This is a genomic window from Polynucleobacter aenigmaticus (assembly GCF_002206635.1).
GTDB lineage: Bacteria > Pseudomonadota > Gammaproteobacteria > Burkholderiales > Burkholderiaceae > Polynucleobacter > Polynucleobacter aenigmaticus.
Genome location: NZ_NGUO01000001.1, coordinates 44,225 through 68,615, shown reverse-complemented (window position 1 = coordinate 68,615; position 24,391 = coordinate 44,225). Strand labels below are relative to the sequence as shown.

The following is a 24,391-nucleotide window of genomic DNA, read 5'->3' as shown; positions in this document are numbered from 1 at the left end:
GAAAGAATAAAGATGCAATTTGATCAAGTTTCTGTCGGCAAAAAAGCCAATGTATTTTTTGACGGTAAGTGCGTATCTCATACTGTGACTTTGCCAAATGGTGTTCGTAAGTCGGTTGGCGTGGTATTGCCAAGTACCTTACGTTTTGACCTCAGTACAAATGAAATTATGGAAGTGGTGGACGGCAATGCTTTTGTCAGCATTAATGGTGCCCCTGAAGTAGAGTTCAAGGCAGGTCAAAGCTGGGAGGTGGAAAAGGGCGGTTATTTCATCATCCGTGCTGAGTCCCCAGTGCACTATGTTTGCCACTTTGAATAAGTAGCAACTATTACTAGGCATCCAAACCACCTGCGGGTGGTTTTTTTGATCTGAATCTGTGTAAAAAAGAAAATATGAAATTAACTCCACTCATCATTTTTATGGGAATCCTATTCTCCGGCTTGGCGAGCGCTCAGGTTTTTGATGTTGCCTATAAAGATGACGGCCCCACTAGAACACTGTTGCTCCCCGTTCAGAATGCTAAGGCAGTAGTGTTGCTATTCCCAGGCGGCGGAGGAATGCTGCGGCTAAAAGATGATGGATCTACCAGCAGCTTTCATACTTTCGTGAGATCTAAAAATCAGTGGGCCCAACATGGAATTGATGTGGTGCTGGTTGATACCCCCTATGACTTAGGTAATGGCAGGGCGCACTCTCGTTCTGTGCGGGATCATCAGCAAAGAATTCTGAATGTGGTGCGTTATTACAAGGACAAGCTCAATTTACCCATTTGGATTTTCGGTCACAGCATGGGCACGATGAGCGTCACCGAGTTTGTGAATGGCGGTAAAGACCAAGAAAAACTGATTGCTGGAGTGATCGTAGCTGGTACTTATCGGTCAGCTTCAATAGATTCTGATGTAAGTATCCCAGTATTGGCTATTCACCATGTAGATGATGGATGCGCAAATACGCCGTTTTCCACCTCCGAAAGCATTATTAAAAATAGACCGAATACATCAGCGGCCCAATTTGTTTCGATGGATGGCGGGGTGAGCGAGGGGGATGTTTGTGGGTCTACTGCTTATCACGGTTTTAATAAAATTGAGCCGGAGTTTATTAAAGCTGCAGCCCAATTTATTTTAAAGAACTAAACCGCTTACTTCTTAGGTAGCCCTTGAATTAAGGCGCCTGGCACGATAACTCTTTCAGAGAACCATTGCTTGTTCATTTCCAATGCGTAACGCACGGCCACTTTGGGGCAGTGATTATTGGTAGTCCCCGCTTGCATTTCTTCGATATTTACAATCCTACCGTCGTCGGCAATGAAGGCGATGGATAGTGGAATCCTGGTGTTATTCATCCAGAAGCAATGCCCTGCTTTTTGCTCAAAGATAAAGAGCATGCCTGAATTGGTTGGCATGCTAGCGCGATTCATGAGTCCGACCTCACGTGCCTTAGGGTTGTCTGCTAGTTCTGCTTGAATGCGGTAGATCCCCGTCTTGAGTTCAATCGTAGGTAGGTCAATATTCTGCTGTGCGAACGAAATGGATGAAAGGCTTCCAATGATCACTGCAAGTGTGAGGATAAATTGTTTGAAATTGAGTAAACGCATAGTGATCTGAGTGGGGGATGTGAGAGAAGACAATTCTAAGGCACGGTTAGTAAAGCCAGAAAATGCAGACGAAAAAAAACCCAGGAACAAATCCTGAGTTTTTAATAATGATCTAAAGCAGATTAAGCTGCTTGGATATTAGTAGCTTGTTTGCCTTTAGGACCTTGGGTAATGTCAAACGTTACCTTTTGGTTTTCCTTGAGGGTCTTGAACCCAGGCATTGTGATTGCGCTGAAATGCGCGAACAACTCTTCTTCACCATCATCAGGTTTGATAAAGCCAAAACCTTTTGCATCATTGAACCACTTAACAATTCCGGTCGCCATGCGAACTCCATTACATAAACTTAAAACAACCGTGATGAGGGTGAATACTTTTTAATCAGTCTCGCTCTACAACACGCCTAAATAGGACCTCAAATGAAGCCTACGAGACAATTGTTTGCCCTTTATGCTGGGGTGTCAAGGGGTGGGGTAAAGATAGTTACCAGTAAAGCCCCCTTTTTTTATCGAAAAATGCCCCAATATGGGTTTAAGAGGTCTTTATTGATGGTTTTTTGCAACAAAGCCCTCAAATCCAAATTTATATATCTGTGTTTAGAATGTTTCTCATGAGTCGCACTACGAAAAATCCCACGGTTGGCAATCCAAACAACCCCCACATTGAAGACACTATTCTTCTCGAAAAGCAGGCCGAGAAATTAAAAGCGCCTTCGATGTACAAAGTCTTACTATTGAATGACGATTACACGCCAATGGAATTTGTGGTGATGGTGATTCAGGAGTATTTTAATAAAGATCATGAGACAGCTACACGGATCATGTTGCAGGTTCATTTAGTTGGCAAAGGCATTTGCGGTGTATTTACACGTGATGTTGCGGCAACAAAAGTGCATCAAGTTATCGAGCTCTCCCGCGAAGCGGGTCACCCACTACAGTGCACTATGGAGGAAGCATGATTGCCCAGGAATTAGAAGTGAGTTTGCACATGGCGTTTGTTGACGCGAGAGCCTCAAGACATGAGTTCATTACGGTAGAGCACTTGCTTGCTGCTTTACTGGATAACGCGACAGCAGTCGACGTCTTAAAGGCCTGCGCTGTCAATATTGCTGAGCTTCGTGCGCAGCTGAAAAATTTTATTAACGACAACACACCTGTCGTCCCTGGAAGCGATGAAGTTGATACGCAACCGACTTTGGGTTTTCAACGTGTGATTCAGCGCGCCATCATGCATGTGCAATCCACATCCAGCGGCAAGAAAGAGGTGACTGGCGCCAATGTGTTGGTCGCCATCTTTGGTGAAAAAGATTCTCATGCGGTTTACTTCTTGCAACAGCAGGGGGTGACGCGCTTAGATGTGGTGAACTTTATTAGCCACGGGGTTCGTAAAGATCAGACTGAGCAGGTTAAGCCTGCCGAATCCACTCCAGAAGCCGAAGAGGCAGGCTCTAGCGGCAAGGAGAGCCCTCTCGAGCAATACACCCAGAATCTCAACGTCTTGGCCAAACAAGGCAAGATTGATCCCCTAATTGGGCGCGATAGCGAAGTTGAGCGCGTGATTCAGGTGCTGTGCCGTCGTCGTAAAAATAATCCACTCTTGGTGGGTGAGGCAGGCGTTGGTAAGACTGCCATTGCTGAGGGTCTTGCCTTACGCATTGTGAAGGGTGATGTTCCCGAGATTTTGGCGGATGCCACAGTCTATTCATTAGACATGGGCGCATTATTGGCGGGCACTAAATACCGTGGTGATTTTGAGCAGCGCTTAAAGGGTGTGTTGAAGTCTTTAAAAGACAGCGCTCACGGTGTTTTATTTATTGATGAGATTCACACTTTGATTGGTGCGGGCGCTGCCTCTGGTGGAACGCTAGATGCAAGCAACTTACTCAAGCCCGCATTGTCTAATGGTCAGCTCAAATGTATTGGCGCAACTACCTTTACTGAGTATCGGGGTATTTTTGAAAAAGATGCTGCTTTATCCCGTCGCTTCCAAAAGGTCGATGTGGTTGAGCCAACCGTTGATGAAACTGTACAGATCTTGCGTGGCCTGAAATCTCGCTTTGAAGAGCATCACGGCGTTAAATATGCGTCCGCTGCTTTAGTGGCTGCCGCAGAGCTTTCTGCACGCTATATTAATGATCGTCATTTACCAGATAAGGCGATTGACGTGATTGATGAGGCTGGCGCTGCTCAACGCATCCTGCCTAAATCTAAGCAAAAGAAAACCATTGGCCGCCCAGAGATTGAGGAGATCGTAGCCAAAATTGCCCGCATACCGCCACAGTCTGTGACTGTGGACGATCGCAGCAAGCTACAAACCTTAGATCGCGATATTAGGAGCGTGGTATTTGGCCAGGATCCCGCAATCGAGGCTTTGGCTAGTGCTATCAAAATGACCCGTGCCGGCCTTGGCAAGATAGATAGGCCTATTGGCTCTTTCTTATTCTCAGGCCCAACGGGTGTGGGCAAGACTGAGGTTGCCAAGCAGTTGGCTTATATCTTGGGTATTGAACTCTTGCGCTTTGATATGTCGGAGTACATGGAGCGTCATGCGGTAAGTCGCTTAATTGGTGCACCTCCAGGATATGTCGGCTTTGATCAAGGTGGTTTGCTGACTGAGGCCGTTAATAAGAAACCGCATTGTGTTCTCTTGCTGGACGAGATTGAAAAAGCCCATCCGGATATTTTCAATATCCTCTTGCAGGTCATGGATCATGGCACACTTACAGACAACAACGGGCGCAAGACAGACTTCCGTAACGTGATCATTATCATGACTACCAATGCTGGTGCTGAAGCGATGCAGAAGTCTACTATCGGCTTTACCAATGCGCGTGAGTCTGGTGATGAGATGGCGGATATTAAGAAGTTCTTCACGCCAGAGTTCCGTAATCGTTTAGACGCAATTGTTTCCTTTAAGGCGCTTGATGAGACCATCATCATGCGTGTGGTTGATAAGTTCTTAATGCAACTAGAAGAGCAGTTGCATGAAAAGAAAGTAGATGCCACATTTAGTTCGGCATTGCGTGCTCATTTAGCGAAACATGGTTTTGATCCACTAATGGGCGCAAGACCAATGCAGCGGATTATTCAAGATACGGTTCGCAAAGCTTTGGCTGATGAACTGCTCTTTGGTAAGTTGGTGCAGGGCGGTCACGTTGCCGTGGATGTTGATGCGGACGGTAAGGTACAGCTTGAGTTTGATGCACCGGTGGCTCCGGGTAAGCGACCTAAGGCAGATATAGCGCCAGTTGAGGAAATTTAATTCTTCTTAAAGTGGCAATGCTTTATAGAGTATTTCGTTGGAATTAAAAATCCACCCTCGCGGGTGGTTTTTTAATTTGAGTAAGTAATGCCATCGAAAAAGTCTAGCTTAGACCCGACCAGTGCTCCCAAATCCACCAGCGCCCCGACTGCTCTCAGTAAACTCTTCAACAACTTTGAGTTCAACTTGTATTACTGGCATCACTACCAATTGAGCTAAGCGTTCCATTGGCTCGAGCTTAAATGTTGTGGAGCCGCGATTCCAAGTGCTCACCATCAGTTGACCTTGGTAATCGGAATCAATTAATCCCACCAAGTTTCCAAGCACGATGCCGTGCTTATGGCCAAGCCCTGATCTTGGAAGGATGAATGCTGCATACCGAGGATCTTCAACAAAGATAGCTAAGCCAGTTGGTACGAGTATGGTTTGACCTGGTGCAATCTCGATGGCTTCATCTATACAGGCGCGTAAGTCTAGGCCTGCGCTACCAGGTGTGCCATACACTGGAAGTTGATCACGCATACGTTCATCGAGAATTTTGACTTGAAGTTGTTGCATAAAATTTCCTAAGACTGGGTTTGGGTATTTTGGTATTTCAGTAGTTGCGAGGTTAAAAATTATATTTTCTTAGCCACAAGTTGAATGAGCTGACGTGCAAGCTGAAGTTTCTCTGCCTTGGCGATTTTCTTGCTCCCACTTTCATCAATGATGAGTAGTTGATTGAGATCGCTACCAAAGGTATCCGGTCCAATGTTGCCGACCACCATTGGAATGCCTTTGCGCTTGCGTTTCTCTTCAGCATGTTTTTGGAGATCGGTAGATTCAGCTGCAAAGCCAACGCAATAAGGATGTGGCTTGCCACCTTTGGTTTTGACTGTTTTAGCAAGATCCGCAAGGATGTCGGGATTAGCAACGAACTCCAGAATTGGAGCCTGTTTTCCTTGGCGCTTCATTTTTTCTTTTGCGGGTTTAGCAATGCCCCAGTCAGCGACTGCAGCAACAGCAAAAAAGATATCGCAATCCACGGATTGCATAGTGGCTGCATGCATTTCTTTAGCGCTGACCACATTAGTGCGGGTAATTTTCCCTGTTGCTTCTAATGGTGTGGTGAGATCGCATGGACCTGCAACCAAGTGAACCTGGGCGCCTGCCTCTAGGGCTGCGCGAGCAATGGCAAAGCCCATCTTGCCTGAGCTACGGTTAGTGATACCGCGTACCGGATCAATCGCCTCAAAGGTGGGTCCAGCAGTAATGAGTACTCGTTTACCGAGGAGCGGCTTCTTTTGGAAGAAGGCAATCAGTTGTTCGGTAATTTCTGCTGGCTCGAGCATGCGCCCAAAACCTACCTCACCACAAGCCTGAAAGCCACTAGCAGGACCGAGTAAGGTAACCTTATCTTCAATCAGACGCTGCGCACTTCTTTGGGTCGCTGCGTGCTCCCACATTTGTTTATTCATGGCAGGGGCTAGGAGGAGTGGGCAATCTTTTGCTAGGCACAAGGTGCTTAGCAAATCATCAGCCAAGCCCAAAGAAAGCTTTGCCATCAGATCTGCACTGGCAGGCGCAATCAGAATGGCGTCAGCCGCTCTAGACAGTTCAATATGCGCCATATTGTTGCTAATGCTGCTATCCCATTGACTGGTGTAAACCGGATTGCCAGTAAGCGCCTGCATGGTAACGGGCGTCACAAACTGTTGAGCAGCCTGTGTCATGACTACTTGAACACTTGCGCCCTCTTGCATGAGCAGGCGTGCTAACTCAGCGGATTTATAGGCTGCTATTCCGCCGGAGATGCCCAGAACGATTTTCTTATTCAAAAGTGATTGCATGGCGCCAGCTTAAAGGGATTGGGAGGTTTTGCCAAATGACTTGCGTAGCTCGCCCCAAATGATGAGTCCTGCCCCAATACAAATAGCACTATCGGCAATATTAAATGCTGGCCAATGCCAATTGGCGTAATGCAGGTCAATGAAGTCGACTACAGCGCCATACATGATGCGATCTAGGACATTGCCTAAGGCGCCACCCAGAATGAGGCTAAGAGCCCAGCACAGCATCTTATCCCCTTGACTCTTGTGGAGTAACCAGAGGATATAAGCTGAAGCAGCTAAACCGAGGGCCGTAAAAAACCAACGTTGCCATCCAGAGCCCTGCGCCAAGAATGAAAATGCCGCCCCCGGATTAAATAGCAAAAGCCAATTTAAGAAAGGCAATACAGGCTCAGGTATTCCGATGTGCAAATTGCTTAGGGCGGACCATTTACTCAGTTGGTCCAGCAATAGCGTGATAACAGCAATTGCTAGGCAGCGGAGGAATGACAGGTTTGTAGTCATAGCTTGATATCAGTCTATTTGTTATCTTGCTTACGCAAACAAGCGGCTTTCACCACTTCCAAAAAGATTACTAATGCAGCGACTACACAACTCTGGATGTTCGACATTAGCGCCAACATCTTGAGTGTGATGCCAGCAGCGACCACATTTCTTATATTGGCTGCCGCGCACCAGCACTTCTAGGCCCGCATTGCTCAGTTCTAGGTTGGCACTTGAGGTAATAGTGACAAAACGCAAGTCATCTTCTAATGAATGCAGAATTGCAAAGTCAATATCACCCACTTTAATGGTGAGCTCGGCTTGTAAGGATGAGCCTACATTACCAGCTTCACGCTCGATCTCAATCGCCTTAGTCACCTCAGAGCGAATTTCTCGTATGCGATTCCACTTGGCGAGCAATTCTGTAGCCTGGGCGATTTCTGGGAAAGCGCCAAACTCTTCCATAAAGATGGATTCACTTGGCTTCTCCCCAACACCATGCGGGAATGACAGCCACGCTTCTTCTGCAGTGAAGGAGAGGAAGGGCGCCAACCATTTCAAGAGGTTGCGAGTGATGTGGAATAGCGCATTTTGTGCAGCACGACGCTCTTTCGAATCCGGTGCACTCGTGTAGAGACGATCTTTCAGAATATCCAAGTAAAAACCACCCAAATCTTCTGAGCAGAAAGTGAGCATGCGTGCTACAGCAGGTTGGAATTCATAAGCCTGATAGTGTGCTTGAACGTCTTGCTGCAATTGATTGGCAAGTGCCACGGTGTAGCGATCAATCTCTAGCCATTCGTTAACTGGCATCGCATGCTGACTTGGATCAAAGTCAGATAAGTTGGCCAATAGGAACCGCAGGGTATTGCGAATGCGGCGATAACTCTCCACTACACGCTTCAGAATCTCATCGGAGATAGTCATCTCACCGGAGTAATCAGTAGAGGCTACCCAGAGGCGAATAATTTCTGCGCCCAACTTATCGGCAACTTGTTGAGGGGCGATCACATTACCAACGGACTTACTCATCTTGCGGCCTTGACCGTCAACGGTAAAGCCGTGAGTGAGTAGTGCTTTATAAGGCGGTTTGCCATCGAGCATGGCGCCAGTGAGCAAAGAGGAATGGAACCAACCGCGGTGTTGGTCTGAGCCCTCAAGATACAAATCCGCCAAACGACCATCTGCAGTCTCAGCTTCGGGGCGATAGAGCTCATCGCGATGTGAGCCACGAATGACGTGCCAGTGGGTTGTGCCAGAATCAAACCAGACGTCCAAGGTGTCACGATTCTTTTCGTATTGCGCAGCCTCTTCGCCAAGCAGATCGGCAACCTCGAGTTTTTGCCAGGCTTCAATACCTTCTTTTTCAACACGCTGAGCAATTTCCTCAAGCAATTCCACTGTGCGTGGATGCGGTTCACCACTTTCCTTGTGAACAAAGAAGGCCATCGGTACGCCCCATTGGCGTTGACGCGACAAGGTCCAATCGGGACGGCTGGCAATCATGCTCTTCAAGCGCTGCTTACCCCATGCCGGGAAGAACTCGGTATTCTCAATACCAGCTATTGCCGCTTCACGTAAGCTTGCTTTGCCATCGGATGGCTTTTTATCCATACTCGCAAACCACTGTGAAGTAGCACGATAAATAATTGGGGACTTGTGACGCCAGCAGTGCATGTAGGAGTGGGTATAAGTCTTATCTCTAAGCAGACTTCCCGCTTCACGCATCGCTTCCACAATCTTGGGATTGGCTTTCCAAATATATTCATTTGCAAAGAGTGGCAGCCAAGAGGCATATACGCCATTACCCATGACTGGGTTCAGGATATCTTTATCAGCGAGCTTGTTTGCTTTGCATGATTTAAAGTCTTCCTCACCGTAGGCTGGTGCTGAGTGGACTACACCGGTACCGGTATCGAGCGTCACATATTCAGCAGGGTAAATTGGGGAGAGGCGTTTATAGCCTTCATGCAATGGAGCCAGCGGATGCCAAAAAGAAATATTTGCCAACTGACTGCCCAAGCAAGTGCCAATGATTGCCCCCTCAAGCCCGAAGTCTTGCAAGCAAGTTTCTACGCGATCTTCTGCCAGGATGAGCAACTGATCGCCAGTGTCCACTAAGGCGTAGCTAAGCTCCGGGTGAACATTTAAGGCTTGATTTGATGGAATGGTCCAAGGTGTTGTTGTCCAGATCACAATCATTCCAGGCTTAGCTGGAATCTCAGGAAGACCAAATGCTGTTGCCAGCTGTGGACGTTGCGCGTCATCAAAAGCAAAGCCAACGTCTACTGTTGGGTCAGTCTTATCTTGATATTCCACTTCGGCTTCAGCAAGTGCGGAGCCGCAATCGAAACACCAGTTCACTGGTTTCAATCCACGAAAGACATAACCCTTTTCCCAGATCTTGCCCAGCGCACGAATCTCATCCGCCTCATTGCGGAAGTTCATGGTGAGGTAAGGGTTATTCCAGTCGCCCAAAACGCCTAAGCGCTCAAAGTCGATCTTTTGCTTATCTACTTGCACTTGTGCATAAGCGCGCGCCTTGGCTTGCACTTCAGCCGTCGGCAAATTTTTGCCAAACTGTTTTTCAATCTGAATCTCAATTGGCATCCCATGACAATCCCAGCCTGGCACATAGACAGAGTCTAAGCCCATGAACCAGCGAGACTTCACAATCATGTCTTTAAGAACTTTGTTTACCGCGTGACCAATATGGATGTCGCCATTTGCATAAGGAGGGCCGTCATGCAAAATGAATTTAGGTTGATTGGCATGCGCCGCACGAATCTTTTCGTAGAGTTTATTTTTCTGCCATTGTGCAACCCACTGGGGCTCACGTTTCGGCAGATCTCCCCGCATCGGGAATGAGGTCTCTAGAAGATTGACGGGATAAGAGTTTTCTTTTTCAGACATAAGTTTTTTTCTGGAAATAATTTCTGGCATGCGCTGCATCAGATGCAATCGCTTTGGTAAGGGTGTCAAGGTCAGAGTACTTCGCCTCATCACGAATTTTTTCTAAGAGCTCTACGGTAATAATTTTTCCGTAGACATCTGCGTTGTAATCAAAGATGTGGGTCTCCAGCAATACGCGACCCTCATCTTCAACGGTCGGCCTCACGCCTAGGCTGGCTACTGCGGGAAGCGGTTTATCACTAAGGCCTACTACCTGTGCGGTAAAGATACCAGAGCATGCTGGCTTGCGGTGATGCAGATGATTGGCAACCGCAAGATTCAATGTGGGGAAACCTAAAGTACGCCCTAGTTTTTGACCATGAATAACGTGACCAGAAATTCCGTAAGGACGACCGAGTAATTTACTGGCTTGCTCCATATTTCCATTGGCCAATGCATTACGCAATGCTGAGCTAGAAATTCTTTCGCCATCTTCAAGTACAGTGTGAATGCTTGAAACTTCAAAACCATATTTTTTACCAGCTGCCTTTAGGCTTGCAAAATCGCCGGCGCGTTTTGCACCGTAGCAAAAATCATCCCCGATTAAAATCCATTTGGCATTGAGTTGTTTAACAATGACTTCAGAAACAAATTGTTCCGGCGTGAGGCGAGCAAATGCACTGTTGAAGTGCTCTACAACAATGCGGTCGATGCCGATGTCTGCAAAAGCAGCGAGCTTATCTCGCAAATTCAGAATGCGTGGAGGTGCTTGTTCTGGAGAGAAAAATTCTTTGGGGTGCGGCTCGAAAGTCATGACGCAGCTGACTAAGTTACGTTCTCGGGCTCCATCTTTGAGCTGTTTTAGTAGGGCGCGATGACCCCTGTGCACGCCATCGAAATTACCGATGGTTAAGGCACAAGCTGGTCCAGCAGAAAACTGGGTAGGGCCACGGAATACGTTCACTAAATTGCTTTCAGGGTCGCTTTCGGGGTAACCATCAATTATATTGTGGGCATGCCATCAATCGTTACCTTAATCTCAGGCCGTGGATCCAATTTCGAGGCCATTGTCAAAACTGCCCAAAAAGAGGGCTGGCCCGTTAAATTTGCCGGGGTCATTGCTAATTATTCCGCTGCTAAAGGGCTTGATTTTGCACGCTCTCAGGGTATTCCATCCTTTGCCATTGAACATCGGGAGCATGCCACCCGTGAGTCCTTTGACGCCGCCCTGATTCAGAAAATTGATGAATTAGGGGCTGATTTGGTTGTTTTGGCGGGTTTCATGAGAATTCTCACCCCAGGCTTTATCCGTCATTTTGAGGGTCGCCTCATCAATATTCACCCAGCTTTACTGCCTGCTTTCCCAGGTTTACACACCCATGAGCGTGCTTTAGAGGCTGGGGTTACTGAGCATGGAGCTAGCGTGCACTTTGTCACTGAGGGGGTGGATGAGGGTCCGATCATTTGCCAGGCCTCGGTTCCAGTGCTCCCAGATGATGATGCCGACAGTTTGGCGGCCCGAGTTTTGGCTGCTGAGCATCAGATTTACCCGCGGGCCGTAAAATGGTTCCTTGATGGACGATTGCGAATAGAAGGTAATCAAGTTCAGGTACAACCACCGGAGTCGCAATTAATAAAATTATGAGTAAAGAACGTTCATCCCGCGGAGCCAGCACCGGATCAAGATCCGGATCCAGACTAGGCCCACAAAAAAGTTACGCTTCCAAATCAAAAGATCCTTTGCGTCGCCCAGAGCGTCGTAATGCGAGCGGCAATATCATTGCACTAGAAGGTCAAAAAAACTTTTCTAATGCCAAGGCTTTGCCTCAGCATGCCATTCATTTAGAACGATTACTTCCGGAGTTATTAACTTTCGAGCAGCCAGCCGATCGGGTTGTGAGTCGGTATTTCCGCTCTGAGCCACAGTTGGGCAATCGTGATCGCGCCTTGATCGCGGAGAGCGCTTTTGCTATTTTGCGTCGTAAAAATGAGTTCTCACAGTTTGCTTCCAGTGGCGAGGGCTCACAGGCTAGACGCTTAGCTCTATTGGGTTTGATGTCCGCGCTGACTGAAGGCGGTCTCGGTTCAGCTAACCGCGCAGAGAGTGCGATTGCTGATTTGGCTCATGTACTAAAGCCTGGTGAATATGAGTGGTTGCAACGTTTTGCTACCGTTGATCCAACAGCGCTCAATCCATTGGTTCGCAACAATTTGCCTGAATGGCTTTGGGATGCATTTGGAAAATATCCTGGCGAAGAAACGCGTGAAGCGCTAGCTAAATCATTGATGCACCCAGCCCTATTAGATCTACGTGCCAACACCATGAAGACGACTCGTGAGCAATTGCTTGCCGAGATGAATGCACTAGGTGGCCGCTATCAAGCTATCCCAACTCCTTACGCACCTGATGGTGTGCGCATTATGGGTAAACCTGCCTTGCAAAACACAGTTGGCTTTAAAGCGGGGATGTTCGAAGTTCAAGATGAGGGTAGTCAGCTCTTGGCTTACTTGCTTGCGCCTAAGCGTGGCGAGATGGTGGTGGACTTTTGTGCGGGTGCTGGTGGAAAGACCTTGGCGATTGGGGCGCTCATGCGCTCTACAGGGCGCTTGTACGCTCTTGATACGTCTGAGCGTCGCTTAGCCAATTTAAAGCCACGACAAGCCCGTAGTGGCCTCTCTAATGTCCACCCTGTATGGATCGATAGTGAGAATGATGCCAAGATCAAGCGTTTGGCTGGCAAGATCGATCGTGTCTTGGTAGACGCGCCTTGTAGTGGCATGGGAACTCTGCGACGCAATCCAGATCTGAAGTGGCGTCAGACCCCCCAAGGCGTTCTAGAGCTTAATCAAAAGCAGACAAATATTTTAGCCTCAGCAAGTCGCTTATTAAAACCAGGCGGACGCTTGGTTTATGCCACTTGCAGCCTTTTGCCCCAAGAAAATCAACAGATTGCAGAAGATTTTCTGGCAAAACACCCTAATTTTGAGGTGGTTCCAGCTGCCGAAGCTCTCAAGCCTCTATTTCCAAAGGATAAATTGCCTTTAGGTTGTAGTGCAGATAATCCATGGTGGCAGTTATGGCCCCATATCCACAGCACTGACGGTTTCTTTGCTGCGGTTTTCCAAAAGAAAGCTGCCGCACCTGTGGCAAAGGTTGATGATGAGGTTGGAAAAGACGAGGAAAAAGAGATCTATGTCAAAACCAAGAAAGCTGGGAAAGAACTAAAATAAGGGTTTAGACTTTCTAGGATGCCCTTTTGAATACAGCTTCAGCTTTTGAGTTATTCCTTAACTGGCTTTCCCATGGTTATTTAAGTTGGACTTGGTGGCAAATCCTCGTTTTTACTCTGGTTGTCACCCACATCACCATCGCTGGCGTCACGATTTTTTTTACATCGTTGCCAAGCGCATCGTGCTTTGGACTTACATCCCATCATGTCCCATTTTTTCCGTTTCTGGCTTTGGTTAACAACGGGCATGGTTACTAAAGAGTGGGCAGCCATTCATCGCAAGCATCACGCTAAGTGCGAGACGATTGATGATCCACACAGCCCACAAGTGTTGGGCATTGGCACAGTCCTTTCTCGCGGTGCTGAGCTGTATAAAACGGAATCACAAAATCAAGAGACTGTAGATAAGTTTGGTCATGGCACGCCAGATGACTGGCTCGAGCGCAAAATCTATTCCAGATGTTCTTGGCAGGGTCTTGCCTTAATGCTCGTTGTTGATGTGTTCTTGTTTGGTGCAATTGGTTTAACAGTATGGGCCGTCCAAATGCTGTGGATCCCGATTACAGCCGCTGGAATTATTAATGGCATCGGTCACTACTGGGGCTACCGTAATTACGATTGCGAAGATGCTTCAACCAATATTTTTCCTTGGGGAATTTTGATTGGTGGTGAAGAGTTACACAATAATCACCATACTTTCGCTACTAGCGCTAAGTTGTCTAGTAAATGGTATGAGTTCGATATTGGCTGGATGTACATTCAGATGATGAGTGCTGTAGGCTTGGCTAAAGTGAAGAAGACTTCTCCTAAGCCAGTTCTCAGTGACTTGCGTCCCGCAGATCAGGGAACGCTTGAAGCCATCATTGCTAACCGTTACGAAATCATGGCTCGCTACAGCAAGACTTTGCGTAGCTTCTTCAATAATGAAGTTCAGCATATGCAAGTGTTGGCCGCTCATCTTAATGATGCGCGCACTTGGTTGGGTAAGGATGAATCTCGTTTGACCGCAGAAGAAAAGATCAAGCTGGAAGAGTTGATGGCAACGAATTCTCAGTTACGTAAGATGATTGAGATGCGTCGTGATTTACAAGCGATCTGGAGTCGTTCTAATGCCACTGGCGATCAATTGCTATCTCAATTGCACTCATGGTGCCACCGCGCAGAAGATAGCGGCTTATCTAGTTTGCGTGACTTCTCCTTAAGATTGCGTCGTTACATTTAAGTCACTAGCTTCGGAATAACTAAGACAATAAAAAACCCGCTACTAGTAGCGGGTTTTTTATTTGCTGCGAATAAATATCGAATCGATAAATTATTTCAGCTTTGTTTCTTTGTAAGCAACGTGCTTGCGAATAGTGGGATCGAACTTCATAATCTCCATTTTCTCAGGCTTTGTACGCTTGTTTTTTGTAGTTGTATAGAAGTGACCAGTACCAGCTGATGACTCTAATTTGATTTTTTCTCTGCCGCCTTTAGCCATTTTTGTGCTCCTTAAATTTCGCCGCGTGCACGTAGATCAGTCAAAACAGCATCGATGCCGTTTTTGTCGATAACGCGCAAACCAGCATTGGTTAAGCGCAAGCTAATCCAACGGTTTTCAGATTCAACCCAGAAACGACGATTTTGCAAATTCGGCAAAAAGCGACGCTTCGTTTTATTGTTTGCATGGGATACATTGTTGCCAACCATCGGCTTCTTCCCAGTGACTTGGCAAACTTTTGCCATGACATAACTCCATTAATTGCGAAAAAAAAGATTGTATCAGCCTCAGCCCACTTTGATCTACCCCTATTTCGCTTTAGTTATGAGGATTTAGTCAGTAGAGGCTCAATTATGCTAAAAATATCCCACTAAGTTAGTAATCACTATCTTTTTTAGTCATTTTTCATAAGACCTGAATCGAAAAATGAGAAAAAACCACTGCCATTCACAATGCAATGATTTAAAAGCGGAATATCGACCAATTGCAAGGCTTTGGAGAGTGTCTTGGTTAATTCTTGATCGGCAAGGCTAGGAAGCGGGTTTCCACTGGGGTGGTTATGAACCACGATCAGGGCCTAGCATTCCTAAAGAAGGCTTCCTTGAGGATTTCTCGGGGGTAGACAGTCGTATGGGTCAGGGAGCCTCTAAAGAGCTCCTGGCGATCAATTAGGTGTAGGCGGGAGTCAAGGTAGAGACATGGAAAAACTTCATGCGGTAGACACCCAAATTTGGCTTACAGGAACTCTCTCACATAGCCGGGGGATGAAAAAATGGAATCCTGAGTAAGTATTTTCTCAAGACTGCGCTTCACTAGCTCATAGGCAGCCTGAATTTGAGACCACTTGGAAATACCCATGCTTTGAATCTGGGTTAATTTCTCTGGGGTGTTGGACAGTGGGCGCAGCAGATTGCCAAAATGGTGGAGAAGGTCCCCTCCTAAGGCCATGGCAGTTTTTTCTTTAATACCAACTCGCAAGAAGATGGTTAGTAATTCTGCATCGTTCAGAGCGCCTACCCCCTAGGGCACGCAGTTTTTCGCGGGGCTGATCCATTGTGGGCCATTCGGTAATGGGCGAGTGCACGCTGGCGTCAGGCCTAGATACAATTACCTTATGACTAAGATTACGGTTTTGCCTAACTCCTTCCTGACCCTCAACTATCGGCTGACTTTGCCCAGTGGGGATGATTACATCAATACTTTTATCGATCGCCCTGCGACGGTAATGATGGGTTCTGGACAATTTGCGCCTTGTTTTGAGAGGGTGTTGATTGGATTAAGTGTTGGGGAAAAGAAAAGTGCCTTAATGCCGCCTGAAGAGAGTTTTGGTGAGCGCAAAGAAGAGTTAATTCAGTGGGTTTCTCTAGGTGCGCTCAAAGAAGGTCGCGATGATGATGTGGAATTTAATCCGGGTGATGTGATTGAATTTAATGCGCCTGGTGGCGCCCAATACGCTGGTGTCTTGCAATCGATCAATGAAGAGGGCGCTTGGTTTGATTTCAACCACCCGCTTGCTGGAAGGCCTGTGACCTTCGAAGCTGAAATCGTGGCTATTCTCTAACTGATGAATACACCAGATTCTGCAGAAATATTGATGGCGCAACCCCGTGGGTTTTGCGCGGGTGTAGATCGGGCAATCAATATTGTGGATGAAGCGCTGATCCGTTTTGGTGCGCCGATTTATGTGCGTCATGAGATTGTTCACAATGCTTACGTTGTGAATGGCCTGCGTGAGAAGGGCGCGGTATTTGTTGAAGAGCTAGATGAGGTTCCTAAAGGTGGCATTGTGGTATTCAGTGCACATGGCGTCTCTCAAGAGGTTCGTAAAGATGCTGAGGAGCGCGGGCTGCAGGTGTATGACGCCACTTGCCCGTTGGTAACTAAAGTCCATCTTGAGGTAGTGAAGATGTGCAAAGAAGGTTTTACGGTCTTGATGATTGGTCATGCTGGGCATCCAGAAGTGGAAGGCACGATGGGGCAGGTAAATGAAGGCGTTTATCTGATTGAAAAAGTAGCTGATGTTGCTGGCCTGCCTTTTGCTGAGAATGAAAAAATTGCTTTTGTTACCCAAACTACACTCTCTGTCGATGAGACCAAAGAAATCGTTGAGGCCTTAACTCAAAAATTCCCGAATATTGTTCAGCCTCGTAAACAAGATATTTGCTACGCCACACAAAATCGCCAAGATGCTGTGAAATTCATGGCGCCCCAAGTGGAGGTGGTTATTGTGGTGGGAAGTAAGGCGAGCTCGAACTCGAATCGCTTGCGTGAATTGGCTGAAAAGCTGGGGGTACCTGCTTACATGGTGGATGCTCCCGAGCAGTTGCAGGCGGAATGGTTTGTTGGCAAGAGGCGGGTTGGACTTACGGCGGGCGCCTCAGCTCCTGAAAGCTTGGCGCAATCGATTGTCAGTAAGATTCAAGAATTTGGTCCGCGCAGCATTCGCAACCTAGAGGGTGTGGTGGAGGACGTTACATTCTCTTTACCGAAAAATTTGGTTGGTAAGTAAGCGCTTTGATTGATGCGATAAAAGATAAAGGGGCTCAAGGCCCCTTTATTGCATTACCTCTTGGTATTTTTAAGCAACTTGCTTGAGCAGATCTCTCAATGTTTTGCACATGTGACGGATTTCATCATCACTCACATTGAGTGCTGGCATAAAACGTAGCAGATTGGGTCTTGGTGAATTAATCAGCAAACCTTCTGGATTGCGATCACGAGCCAGCTCAACTAATTTGCCACCAATATCACTATTGAGTATGAGTGCGCGCAACAAACCTTTACCGCGCTCGCCATTTAAATTAAATTCTTCAGAGATGGAGAGTAATTCTTTGCTAAGTAACTCACCTTTTTCACGAACTGATTCTAGGAAGCCTGGCGCCAAGAGCTGTTCAATCACGCTGATCCCCACTGCAGTCATAAGTGGATTGCCGTTATAGGTTCCACCCTGATCGCCTGGTACGAAACAAGCAACAGCATCACTTGCCATCAGTGCGGCTAGTGGAACGCCACCACCAATACCTTTACCTAAAGTCATGATATCTGGCTCAATACCATAGTGCTGGTATGCAAAGAGCTTGCCGGTACGACCACAACCAGCTTGCACTTCATCCACGATCAACAGAATATTATTTTCTTTAGTGAATTTGCGCAGGCCTTGCATAAATTCTTTGGTGACTGGAATCACGCCGCCTTCACCTTGCACCGGCTCGAGCATCACTGCAACCGTCTTATCTGTCACGAGTTTCTTAACAGACTCTAAATCATTTAAATCTGCTTTTGGGAAGCCGGGAACTTGTGGGGCAAACATGGTATCCCAACCTGGCTTACCAGAGGCGCTCATGGTTGCTAAGGTTCGGCCATGGAAACTGTGATCAAAGGTAATGATTTCAAAAGCGCCGGATTTATTGAGCTGCCCCCATTTGCGCGCTAATTTAATCGCGCCTTCATTAGCCTCTGCGCCGCTATTGGCAAAAAAAACCTTATTGAAGCAACTATTGTCCGTGAGCAAATTCGATAAACGAATCATCGGCTCGTTATAAAAAGCAGGGCTTGGATTAATCAGCTTCTTGGCTTGCGCATTGAGTGCTTCAATCATCCCTGGATTGCTATGGCCTAGGCAGTTCACTGCCCAGCCTTGCAAGAAGTCCAAGTAGCGCTTGCCATTGTTATCTGTCAGCCACGAACCTTGACCCTCAACCATGACCACTTCTGGTCGTGGGGTAATAAACATCACTGAGTGAGCATCTACGGATTGGGCTGGCTTATTCATATTGTTTGCTTGGTGAGATCAAATCAGGTTTCTATTATCACGCTAACTAACTTAGTTAGTAACTGAGTTAGTTTGTTGCAAGGTCAGCGGCACTAGTAAAGGAGTCCGCATAGAATTCTTCCTCAGGCAGATGACATTCAGATGAAAAGTCCTGACGGGCCGCATTGACCATGACGGGAGCGCCACAAGCGTAGACCTGAAAACCTGCCATATTAGGGTGGTCAGCAATGACCGCTTGATGTACAAAGCCAGATCTTCCTGTCCATCGATCCTCTGGCAAAGCATTCGAAATCACTGGGATATAGGTAAGGCCGGGGATATCTTTTGCCCAAGCTTGGCAGAGTGCATCGAGGTAGAGATCGCTGGGACGACGTCCACCCCAGTACAAATAAATGGGACGCTGGATCTTCTTGATCTGCATTTGTTCCACGATGGACTTAATGGGTGCAAAACCGGTACCTGCGGCAACGAAAATAATCGGTTTCTTGGAGTCTTCTCTTAAGAAGAAGCTGCCCAGCGGCCCCTCAAAACGCAGAATATCTTTCTCTTTAAGCGCAGGCTCTTTTGCACCAAAGACGAAATCGGTAAACAGACCGCCCGGTAAATGACGCAGATGCAACTCGAGAGGGCCATCTTGATTAGGGGCGTTTGCAATGGAGTAGGCACGGCGCTGGCCATCTTTCAGTAGAAATTCTAAATACTGCCCAGCTAGAAATTGAAAGCGCTCCGTTGCCGGAAGCTGTAGCTTGAGAATCGCCACATCTTCACTGGGTTTTGAAATCGAATTCACGCGGCAGGGCACTTTACGGATAGCAATATCGCTAGCCCCCTGAACTTCACGAGCCTCTATGAGGAGATCGGATTTGGGGTGGGCACAGCAAAATAAAGCGCCACCAGAAGCCTCATCAGCTGGGCTAAGAGCAGTAGCGCTATGCTGGCCATGCTCAACCTGACCTTCCAATATTTTGCCCTTGCAGGATCCGCAGGCACCATTTTTACAGCCGTAGGGGAGCGTAATGCCTTGCTGTAGGGCGGCCTCTAGCAGGGTCTCATCCTTCTGGACAGTAAATTGTTTCCCGCTCGCTTTGAGCGTGACTTGGTAAGACACTCTCATTCCTTTCAATAAATCGTTACGATATGACCTATGCAATCTTTTGGTAAATCTCGAATCCTGATTATTGGTTGCGGTGACATTGGTCTGCGCGTGGCCAAGCAGCTTGCGAAAAGTTGCCGCGTTTACGCCTTAACTTCCCAGAAAACACGTTTTCAGGAGTTGAGAGCAGTTGGCGCGATTCCGATTTTGGGGGATCTGGATAAGCTCGACAGCTTGTGGCGCTTGAGTGGATTGGCAGAAACCGTAATTCACTTAGCACCACCCCAAAATGCAGGTCATCGCGATTGCCGAACTCGCAACCTCCTCCGAATTTTAGCCCAAGGCTCTGGTTCCGTCAGGCGCTTGATTTATGTGAGCACTACCGGCGTCTATGGAGATCATGCGGGTGGCAGGGTGAGCGAAGTTACCCCAGTAAATCCGCAAAGTGAGCGCGCTAAGCGACGGGTTGATGCTGAAAGTAGCCTACGTTTATGGGCGCCTGCCCATGGTGTGGCCCTCACCATTCTCCGTGTACCTGGCATCTATGCGGCAGACCGATTACCGGTGGAACGCATTCAGGCGGGTACCCCTGCATTAATTTCGGCTGAAGATGCGTACTCAAATCACATTCAAAGCGATGATTTGGCAAGGCTAGTATGTGCTGCCGTATATCACGGCAAGCCGCAGCGCATCATTAATACGTGTGACGGCGGTGAAACCAAGATGGGTGATTACTTTGATGAAGTGGCAGATGCCTTTGGTTTGGATCGACCGCCAAGATTGCCGAGTACAGAGTTACAGAAAATAGTTTCCCCCATGCTCTGGTCATTTATGCGGGAGTCACGGCGTGTAACGAATGCGCGACTACAAGAATTAAAAACCCCGCTACGCTATCCCAGCGTGGCAGAGTTTCTGAAAACTATTTCCAAGAATCCTTAAGACCAACTGTGCGGTTAAATACCGGCTTACCAGGGGTGGAGTCGTTTTGGTCGGCAACAAAGTAACCGTGACGTTCGAACTGAAAGCGATCCCCAGCCTTCACCTCTTTCATGCAAGGCTCTAAATAAGCTGTAATGGTTTGCTTGGAGTTTGGATTGATTGCTTCCAGGAAATTCTTATCGCCACCGTCGGGATGTGGGTCATTAAATAAGTGGTCATAGAGACGCACTTGCGCAGGCACAGCCTCTGCAGCGCTTACCCAATGAATATTCCCTTTAACTTTATAGTTATTTGAACCGGGGGTTCCGCTCTTGCTATCAGGGAAATGAGTAGCGTTGACTTGAGTCACATTACCATTGGCATCGACTTCAAAGCCAGTGCATTCAATAACGAAGCCATGACGCAAGCGTACTCGTCCACCAAGTTGATCGCCAATCGGTGGGTAGAGTCTGAAGAAGCCCTTAATTGGCTCTTTCATGAAGTCATCTTCTTCAATCCACAATTCTCTTGTGAAATGAAAATCGCGATTACCCCACTCGGGGTGCTGCGGATGACGTGGTGCAGAGCAAGACTCACTTGCAGAGGCATCAAAGTTTTCAATCACGAGCTTGAGTGGTTTGAGTACCGCAGTAGCGCGCGGTGCTTTTGCCTCCAGATCATCCCGCAAGGCTTGATCGAGAGTACTCATATCAATCCAGCTATCGGCCTTGGATACGCCAATGCGTTCACAGAATAGGCGAATACTCTCTGGTGTATATCCTCTACGGCGTATGCCTACGATGGTCGGCATACGGGGATCATCCCAGCCCTCAACATGCTTCTCTTCTACCAATTGCAGAAGCTTGCGCTTGCTGGTGATGGTGTAAGTCAAATTGAGGCGAGCGAATTCATACTGGTGGGGCACAGGATTTTTGAAGACTCCCAATTCAGCTAATGAAGCGACGATCCAGTCATACAGCGGACGATTATTCTCAAACTCCAAAGTGCAAATAGAGTGCGAGACATTCTCCAGCGCATCAGAAATGCAGTGCGTGAAATCATATAGAGGGTAGATGCACCACTTGCTGCCAGTGCGGTGATGATCGGTATGGCGAATACGGTAAACCACAGGATCGCGCATCACAATATTTGGATGCGCCATATCAATCTTCAGGCGAAGAACATGTTCACCATCTTTGTATTTGCCATCGCGCATCTCGCGAAAGAGCGCCAGATTTTCATCGGGGGTGCGGTCGCGATAGGGGCTATTTTTTCCCGCTTGACCAAAGTTACCGCGATTGGTGTGAATATCATCAGCACTTTGACTGTCGACATACGCTTTGCCATTCTGAATCAGAATCTCTGCAAACTCATAGAGTTGATCGAAGTAATCGCTCGCATGATAAAGATGCGTGCCCCAATCAAAACCAAGCCATTTAACTGCATCCAAAATGCTGTCTGCGTACTCGACATCCTCTTTAACGGGATTAGTGTCATCTAGGCGCATATTGCAACGCGCACCACCTGCTTGTTGGTTGTAGTCGGCAGCTAAGCCAAAGTTGAGGCAGATACTCTTAGCATGACCAATATGTAGATAGCCGTTTGGCTCAGGTGGAAAGCGCGTAATGATCGAGGGAATAGCTTCACCGTCTTGATTGCTGCGGTTCTGATATGCACCACTTGCCAGGTCGTGATCGATGATCTGGCGTAAAAAATTGGATGGCTCGGTAACTGCGCCGGGAGGTGTTTTGGATGGTTTGCTATCTTGGGACATGGCTCATTGTAGAGAAAACCCCGCCCATAAAGAAAAAAGCCCGCAAACTGCTGCGGGCTCGTTTCTGAGAAGCAATTGAGAATTAATCTTCTACAAAAGCCTCTTCACGGGTTTTCTTCACTGCAGGTAAGGCCACGATCACAACTAAAAGGGCTGCTGCGATGAGCAAACCTAAAGACAGTGGACGGGTTAAAAAGGTTGTGAAATCACCACGTGACAACAGTAGGGCGCGACGGAAGTTCTCTTCCATCATTGGTCCGAGCACGAAGCCGAGGAGCAATGGAGGGGGTTCGCAACCGAGTTTAAAGAAGAGGTAGCCAATCAAGCCAAAGGCTGCGGTGACATAAACGTCAAATACGGCGTTATTAACGGTGTACACACCGATACAGCAGAACACCAAAATGGCTGGGTACATAAATCGATAAGGAATCTTCAAGAGCTTTACCCAAATACCGATGAGTGGCAAGTTCAAGAGAATCAACATTACGTTACCAATCCACATCGAAGCGATCAGACCCCAGAACAAGGCTGGATTACTGGTCATTACTTGTGGGCCTGGCTGAATGTTGTGGATTGTCATCGCACCAACCATCAGAGCCATCACGGCATTTGGTGGGATGCCTAAGGTGAGCAATGGAATGAAGGATGTTTGAGCAGCAGCGTTGTTAGCTGCTTCAGGACCTGCTACACCCTCAATTGCGCCTTTACCAAACTCATGGCTGTACTTGGAGGATTTTTTCTCGACCGAGTAGGCGCCAAATGCCGCCAAAGCAGCGCCACCGCCTGGCAAGATCCCTAAAATCGAACCAATGGTTGTGCCGCGCAAGATTGAAGGAATCATGCGCTTCACGTCTTGCTTGGTTGGAATCATGGTGGTCATCTTGTTTAAGAAGCCCTCATCCTCCCCCTTTTTCTCGAGGTTACCCATGATTTCTGCAAAGCCGAAAACACCCATTGCTACGGCTACGAATCCAATGCCATCGCTTAATTCAGGAATATCAAAGGCATAGCGGGAAACGCCAGAGTTCACATCGGTACCAATCAAGCCCATCAACAGACCCAAAATGATCATGCCGATCGCTTTGATTAAGGAGCCTGATGCCAAGACAACTGCACCAATTAACCCTAGAATCATTAAGGAAAAGTATTCGGCTGGACCGAACTTAAACGCCAATTGCGAGAGGGGCGCAGCAAAAGCGGCTAATACCAAGGTAGCTACGCAACCAGCGAAGAAAGAGCCCATACCAGCGGTAAAGAGCGCTACACCTGCTCGACCATTTCGGGCCATTTGATAACCATCGATTGCGGTCACCACCGAGGACGTTTCTCCTGGGATGTTGAGCAAAATCGCGGTTGTAGATCCGCCATACTGTGAGCCGTAATAAATACCAGCCAACATAATCAAGGCGGCAATTGGAGGCAAGGCGTAGGTTGCTGGCAAAAGCATGGCAATCGTAGCGATTGGACCAAGACCTGGCAAAACACCAATGAGGGTACCCAAAATACAACCAATGAGGCAATAGAGCAGGTTTTGTAAAGTAAATGCGGTATCGAAACCGAGGGCTAAATTAGCAAATAAATCCATTTTTCAGTATCCCGGTCCGTTATTGAAGGAAGAAAGGCAGTAATGGGAACTGAAGCTTCAGTCCTAATACAAACACCGAGTAGGTAAATATAACCAAGAAGGTGGCATTGATTAAAGTGCCCTTCCAGTGAAACTCATGACTCGCGCTGGCCGACATGAAGACCAGAACAAATACCGCTACAACAAAGCCCATGGTTGGCAAAAGGATGCCGTAAAGGACTACGGAGCCAGTAATTAAGCCGATGATGCGCCAGTTAAATTTGGGAATGCTTTCAATTGCAGCTTTTGCCCCTAAAGATTTAATGAGCACCAGCAGACCTAAAAATGACATCAAGATGCCGAGGAAGAATGGGAAATAACCGGGCCCCATCTTGGCTGCAGTACCCATTGGGTATTGCGTGGCAACTATTGTGAAGAATAGGCCGATAACCATATACATGATTCCAGCGCCAAAATCCCGTTGATTGCGAATTTTCAACT

Annotated in this window: 26 protein-coding genes and 1 pseudogene; 10 read left to right on the top strand and 17 right to left on the bottom strand. The window is 47.5% G+C overall.

The features are described from left to right. The first annotated feature begins 12 nt into the window (after positions 1–12). Together ppnP and CBI30_RS00300 are read left to right on the top strand one after the other, a co-directional pair. A complete protein-coding gene (ppnP, locus tag CBI30_RS00305) occupies positions 13–318 on the top strand; it encodes a pyrimidine/purine nucleoside phosphorylase (protein WP_088526356.1) in 306 nt (101 codons plus the stop codon). A 74-nt stretch (positions 319–392) separates the two neighbouring features. Next, a complete protein-coding gene (locus CBI30_RS00300; RefSeq protein WP_088526355.1) occupies positions 393–1,133 on the top strand; it encodes an alpha/beta hydrolase in 741 nt (246 codons plus the stop codon). Positions 1,134–1,138: 5 nt separating this feature from the next. Here the strand turns inward: CBI30_RS00300 and CBI30_RS00295 are convergent, their stop codons facing one another. Both CBI30_RS00295 and CBI30_RS00290 read right to left on the bottom strand, forming a co-directional pair. After that, positions 1,139–1,594 carry a DUF192 domain-containing protein gene (locus CBI30_RS00295; protein ID WP_088526354.1) on the bottom strand — a complete coding sequence of 152 codons (456 nt, stop codon included), beginning with the start codon at positions 1,592–1,594 and terminating at the stop codon, positions 1,139–1,141. A 122-nt stretch (positions 1,595–1,716) separates the two neighbouring features. After that, the gene (locus tag CBI30_RS00290) at positions 1,717–1,920 is read right to left on the bottom strand and encodes a cold-shock protein (RefSeq protein WP_011903586.1); all 204 of its coding nucleotides are present in this window, start codon (positions 1,918–1,920) and stop codon (positions 1,717–1,719) included. Between the two features lie 275 nt (positions 1,921–2,195). Here CBI30_RS00290 and clpS point away from each other — a divergent pair, with 275 nt between their 5' ends. Together clpS and clpA are read left to right on the top strand one after the other, a co-directional pair. Beyond that, positions 2,196–2,552, top strand: a complete 357-nt coding sequence (clpS, locus tag CBI30_RS00285; RefSeq protein WP_062310600.1) for an ATP-dependent Clp protease adapter ClpS — start codon at positions 2,196–2,198, stop codon at positions 2,550–2,552. After that, positions 2,549–4,855: an ATP-dependent Clp protease ATP-binding subunit ClpA gene (clpA, locus tag CBI30_RS00280; protein ID WP_088526353.1), complete on the top strand. Its 2,307-nt coding sequence runs from the start codon at positions 2,549–2,551 to the stop codon at positions 4,853–4,855. The genes clpS and clpA overlap by 4 nt, the downstream gene beginning before the upstream one ends. A gap of 108 nt (positions 4,856–4,963) precedes the next feature. On the opposite strand, the gene dut is transcribed toward clpA, so the two are convergent. The 5 genes from dut to CBI30_RS00255 are packed head-to-tail and all read right to left on the bottom strand — an operon-like array spanning position 4,964 to position 11,023. Further along, complete coding sequence (dut, locus tag CBI30_RS00275) at positions 4,964–5,413, bottom strand: dUTP diphosphatase (protein ID WP_088526352.1); 450 nt, start codon at positions 5,411–5,413, stop codon at positions 4,964–4,966. 59 nt (positions 5,414–5,472) lie between these two features. Next, the gene (coaBC, locus tag CBI30_RS00270; RefSeq protein ID WP_088526351.1) at positions 5,473–6,684 is read right to left on the bottom strand and encodes a bifunctional phosphopantothenoylcysteine decarboxylase/phosphopantothenate--cysteine ligase CoaBC; all 1,212 of its coding nucleotides are present in this window, start codon (positions 6,682–6,684) and stop codon (positions 5,473–5,475) included. A gap of 9 nt (positions 6,685–6,693) precedes the next feature. After that, the gene (gene lspA, locus CBI30_RS00265) at positions 6,694–7,188 is read right to left on the bottom strand and encodes a signal peptidase II (RefSeq protein WP_088526350.1); all 495 of its coding nucleotides are present in this window, start codon (positions 7,186–7,188) and stop codon (positions 6,694–6,696) included. A 30-nt stretch (positions 7,189–7,218) separates the two neighbouring features. Then, positions 7,219–10,098: an isoleucine--tRNA ligase gene (gene ileS / locus CBI30_RS00260; RefSeq protein ID WP_420812030.1), complete on the bottom strand. Its 2,880-nt coding sequence runs from the start codon at positions 10,096–10,098 to the stop codon at positions 7,219–7,221. Beyond that, on the bottom strand, positions 10,073–11,023 hold the full coding sequence (locus CBI30_RS00255) for a bifunctional riboflavin kinase/FAD synthetase (protein ID WP_088526349.1): 951 nt from the start codon (positions 11,021–11,023) through the stop codon (positions 10,073–10,075). Before CBI30_RS00255 ends, ileS begins: the two co-directional genes overlap by 26 nt. Positions 11,024–11,074: 51 nt before the next feature. Between CBI30_RS00255 and purN the strand changes: the two genes are divergently transcribed. The 3 genes and pseudogenes from purN to CBI30_RS00240 all read left to right on the top strand — a co-directional run bounded on the left by purN (position 11,075) and on the right by CBI30_RS00240 (position 14,511). Then, positions 11,075–11,704: a phosphoribosylglycinamide formyltransferase gene (gene purN / locus CBI30_RS00250; protein WP_088526348.1), complete on the top strand. Its 630-nt coding sequence runs from the start codon at positions 11,075–11,077 to the stop codon at positions 11,702–11,704. Continuing rightward, positions 11,701–13,290, top strand: coding sequence for an RsmB/NOP family class I SAM-dependent RNA methyltransferase (locus tag CBI30_RS00245; RefSeq protein ID WP_088526347.1), 1,590 nt, complete (start codon positions 11,701–11,703; stop codon positions 13,288–13,290). The genes purN and CBI30_RS00245 overlap by 4 nt, the downstream gene beginning before the upstream one ends. A 26-nt stretch (positions 13,291–13,316) precedes the next feature. Next, positions 13,317–14,511 (top strand): annotated as a pseudogene (locus CBI30_RS00240) (DesA family fatty acid desaturase). Between the two features lie 90 nt (positions 14,512–14,601). Here CBI30_RS00240 and rpmG read toward each other — a convergent pair. From rpmG to CBI30_RS11185, 5 genes are all read right to left on the bottom strand, one after another. Continuing rightward, on the bottom strand, positions 14,602–14,769 hold the full coding sequence (gene rpmG / locus CBI30_RS00235; RefSeq protein ID WP_088526346.1) for a 50S ribosomal protein L33: 168 nt from the start codon (positions 14,767–14,769) through the stop codon (positions 14,602–14,604). An 11-nt stretch (positions 14,770–14,780) separates the two neighbouring features. Further along, entirely contained in the window at positions 14,781–15,014 is a 234-nt protein-coding gene (rpmB, locus tag CBI30_RS00230; protein ID WP_088526345.1) for a 50S ribosomal protein L28, read from the bottom strand. Positions 15,015–15,163: 149 nt separating this feature from the next. Then, positions 15,164–15,337 carry a JAB domain-containing protein gene (locus CBI30_RS11345; RefSeq protein ID WP_206075507.1) on the bottom strand — a complete coding sequence of 58 codons (174 nt, stop codon included), beginning with the start codon at positions 15,335–15,337 and terminating at the stop codon, positions 15,164–15,166. A 2-nt stretch (positions 15,338–15,339) separates the two neighbouring features. Beyond that, positions 15,340–15,438, bottom strand: coding sequence for a JAB domain-containing protein (locus tag CBI30_RS11405; protein WP_420812029.1), 99 nt, complete (start codon positions 15,436–15,438; stop codon positions 15,340–15,342). A gap of 66 nt (positions 15,439–15,504) precedes the next feature. Next, complete coding sequence (locus CBI30_RS11185; protein WP_338046834.1) at positions 15,505–15,747, bottom strand: Mov34/MPN/PAD-1 family protein; 243 nt, start codon at positions 15,745–15,747, stop codon at positions 15,505–15,507. A 136-nt stretch (positions 15,748–15,883) separates the two neighbouring features. On the opposite strand from CBI30_RS11185, the gene CBI30_RS00220 reads away from it, so the two are divergent. After that, complete coding sequence (locus CBI30_RS00220) at positions 15,884–16,330, top strand: FKBP-type peptidyl-prolyl cis-trans isomerase (RefSeq protein WP_088526344.1); 447 nt, start codon at positions 15,884–15,886, stop codon at positions 16,328–16,330. A 3-nt stretch (positions 16,331–16,333) separates the two neighbouring features. Then, positions 16,334–17,278, top strand: coding sequence for a 4-hydroxy-3-methylbut-2-enyl diphosphate reductase (ispH, locus tag CBI30_RS00215; protein WP_088526343.1), 945 nt, complete (start codon positions 16,334–16,336; stop codon positions 17,276–17,278). 69 nt (positions 17,279–17,347) lie between these two features. Here ispH and CBI30_RS00210 read toward each other — a convergent pair whose 3' ends face one another. Beyond that, on the bottom strand, positions 17,348–18,541 hold the full coding sequence (locus CBI30_RS00210; RefSeq protein WP_088526342.1) for an acetylornithine transaminase: 1,194 nt from the start codon (positions 18,539–18,541) through the stop codon (positions 17,348–17,350). 67 nt (positions 18,542–18,608) lie between these two features. Then, a complete protein-coding gene (locus CBI30_RS00205) occupies positions 18,609–19,649 on the bottom strand; it encodes a CDP-6-deoxy-delta-3,4-glucoseen reductase (protein WP_088526341.1) in 1,041 nt (346 codons plus the stop codon). A 36-nt stretch (positions 19,650–19,685) separates the two neighbouring features. Between CBI30_RS00205 and CBI30_RS00200 the strand changes: the two genes are divergently transcribed. After that, positions 19,686–20,573 (top strand): SDR family oxidoreductase, encoded by an 888-nt coding sequence (locus CBI30_RS00200; protein ID WP_088526340.1) that lies wholly within the window; start codon positions 19,686–19,688, stop codon positions 20,571–20,573. On the opposite strand, the gene CBI30_RS00195 is transcribed toward CBI30_RS00200, so the two are convergent. The 3 genes from CBI30_RS00195 to CBI30_RS00185 all read right to left on the bottom strand — a co-directional run bounded on the left by CBI30_RS00195 (position 20,554) and on the right by CBI30_RS00185 (position 24,389). Next, complete coding sequence (locus tag CBI30_RS00195; RefSeq protein WP_088526339.1) at positions 20,554–22,326, bottom strand: glutamine--tRNA ligase/YqeY domain fusion protein; 1,773 nt, start codon at positions 22,324–22,326, stop codon at positions 20,554–20,556. The genes CBI30_RS00200 and CBI30_RS00195 overlap by 20 nt on opposite strands. An 82-nt stretch (positions 22,327–22,408) precedes the next feature. Further along, positions 22,409–23,911 (bottom strand): tripartite tricarboxylate transporter permease, encoded by a 1,503-nt coding sequence (locus CBI30_RS00190; protein ID WP_088526338.1) that lies wholly within the window; start codon positions 23,909–23,911, stop codon positions 22,409–22,411. A 19-nt stretch (positions 23,912–23,930) separates the two neighbouring features. Further along, the gene (locus CBI30_RS00185; protein WP_088526337.1) at positions 23,931–24,389 is read right to left on the bottom strand and encodes a tripartite tricarboxylate transporter TctB family protein; all 459 of its coding nucleotides are present in this window, start codon (positions 24,387–24,389) and stop codon (positions 23,931–23,933) included. Positions 24,390–24,391 lie beyond the last annotated feature (2 nt).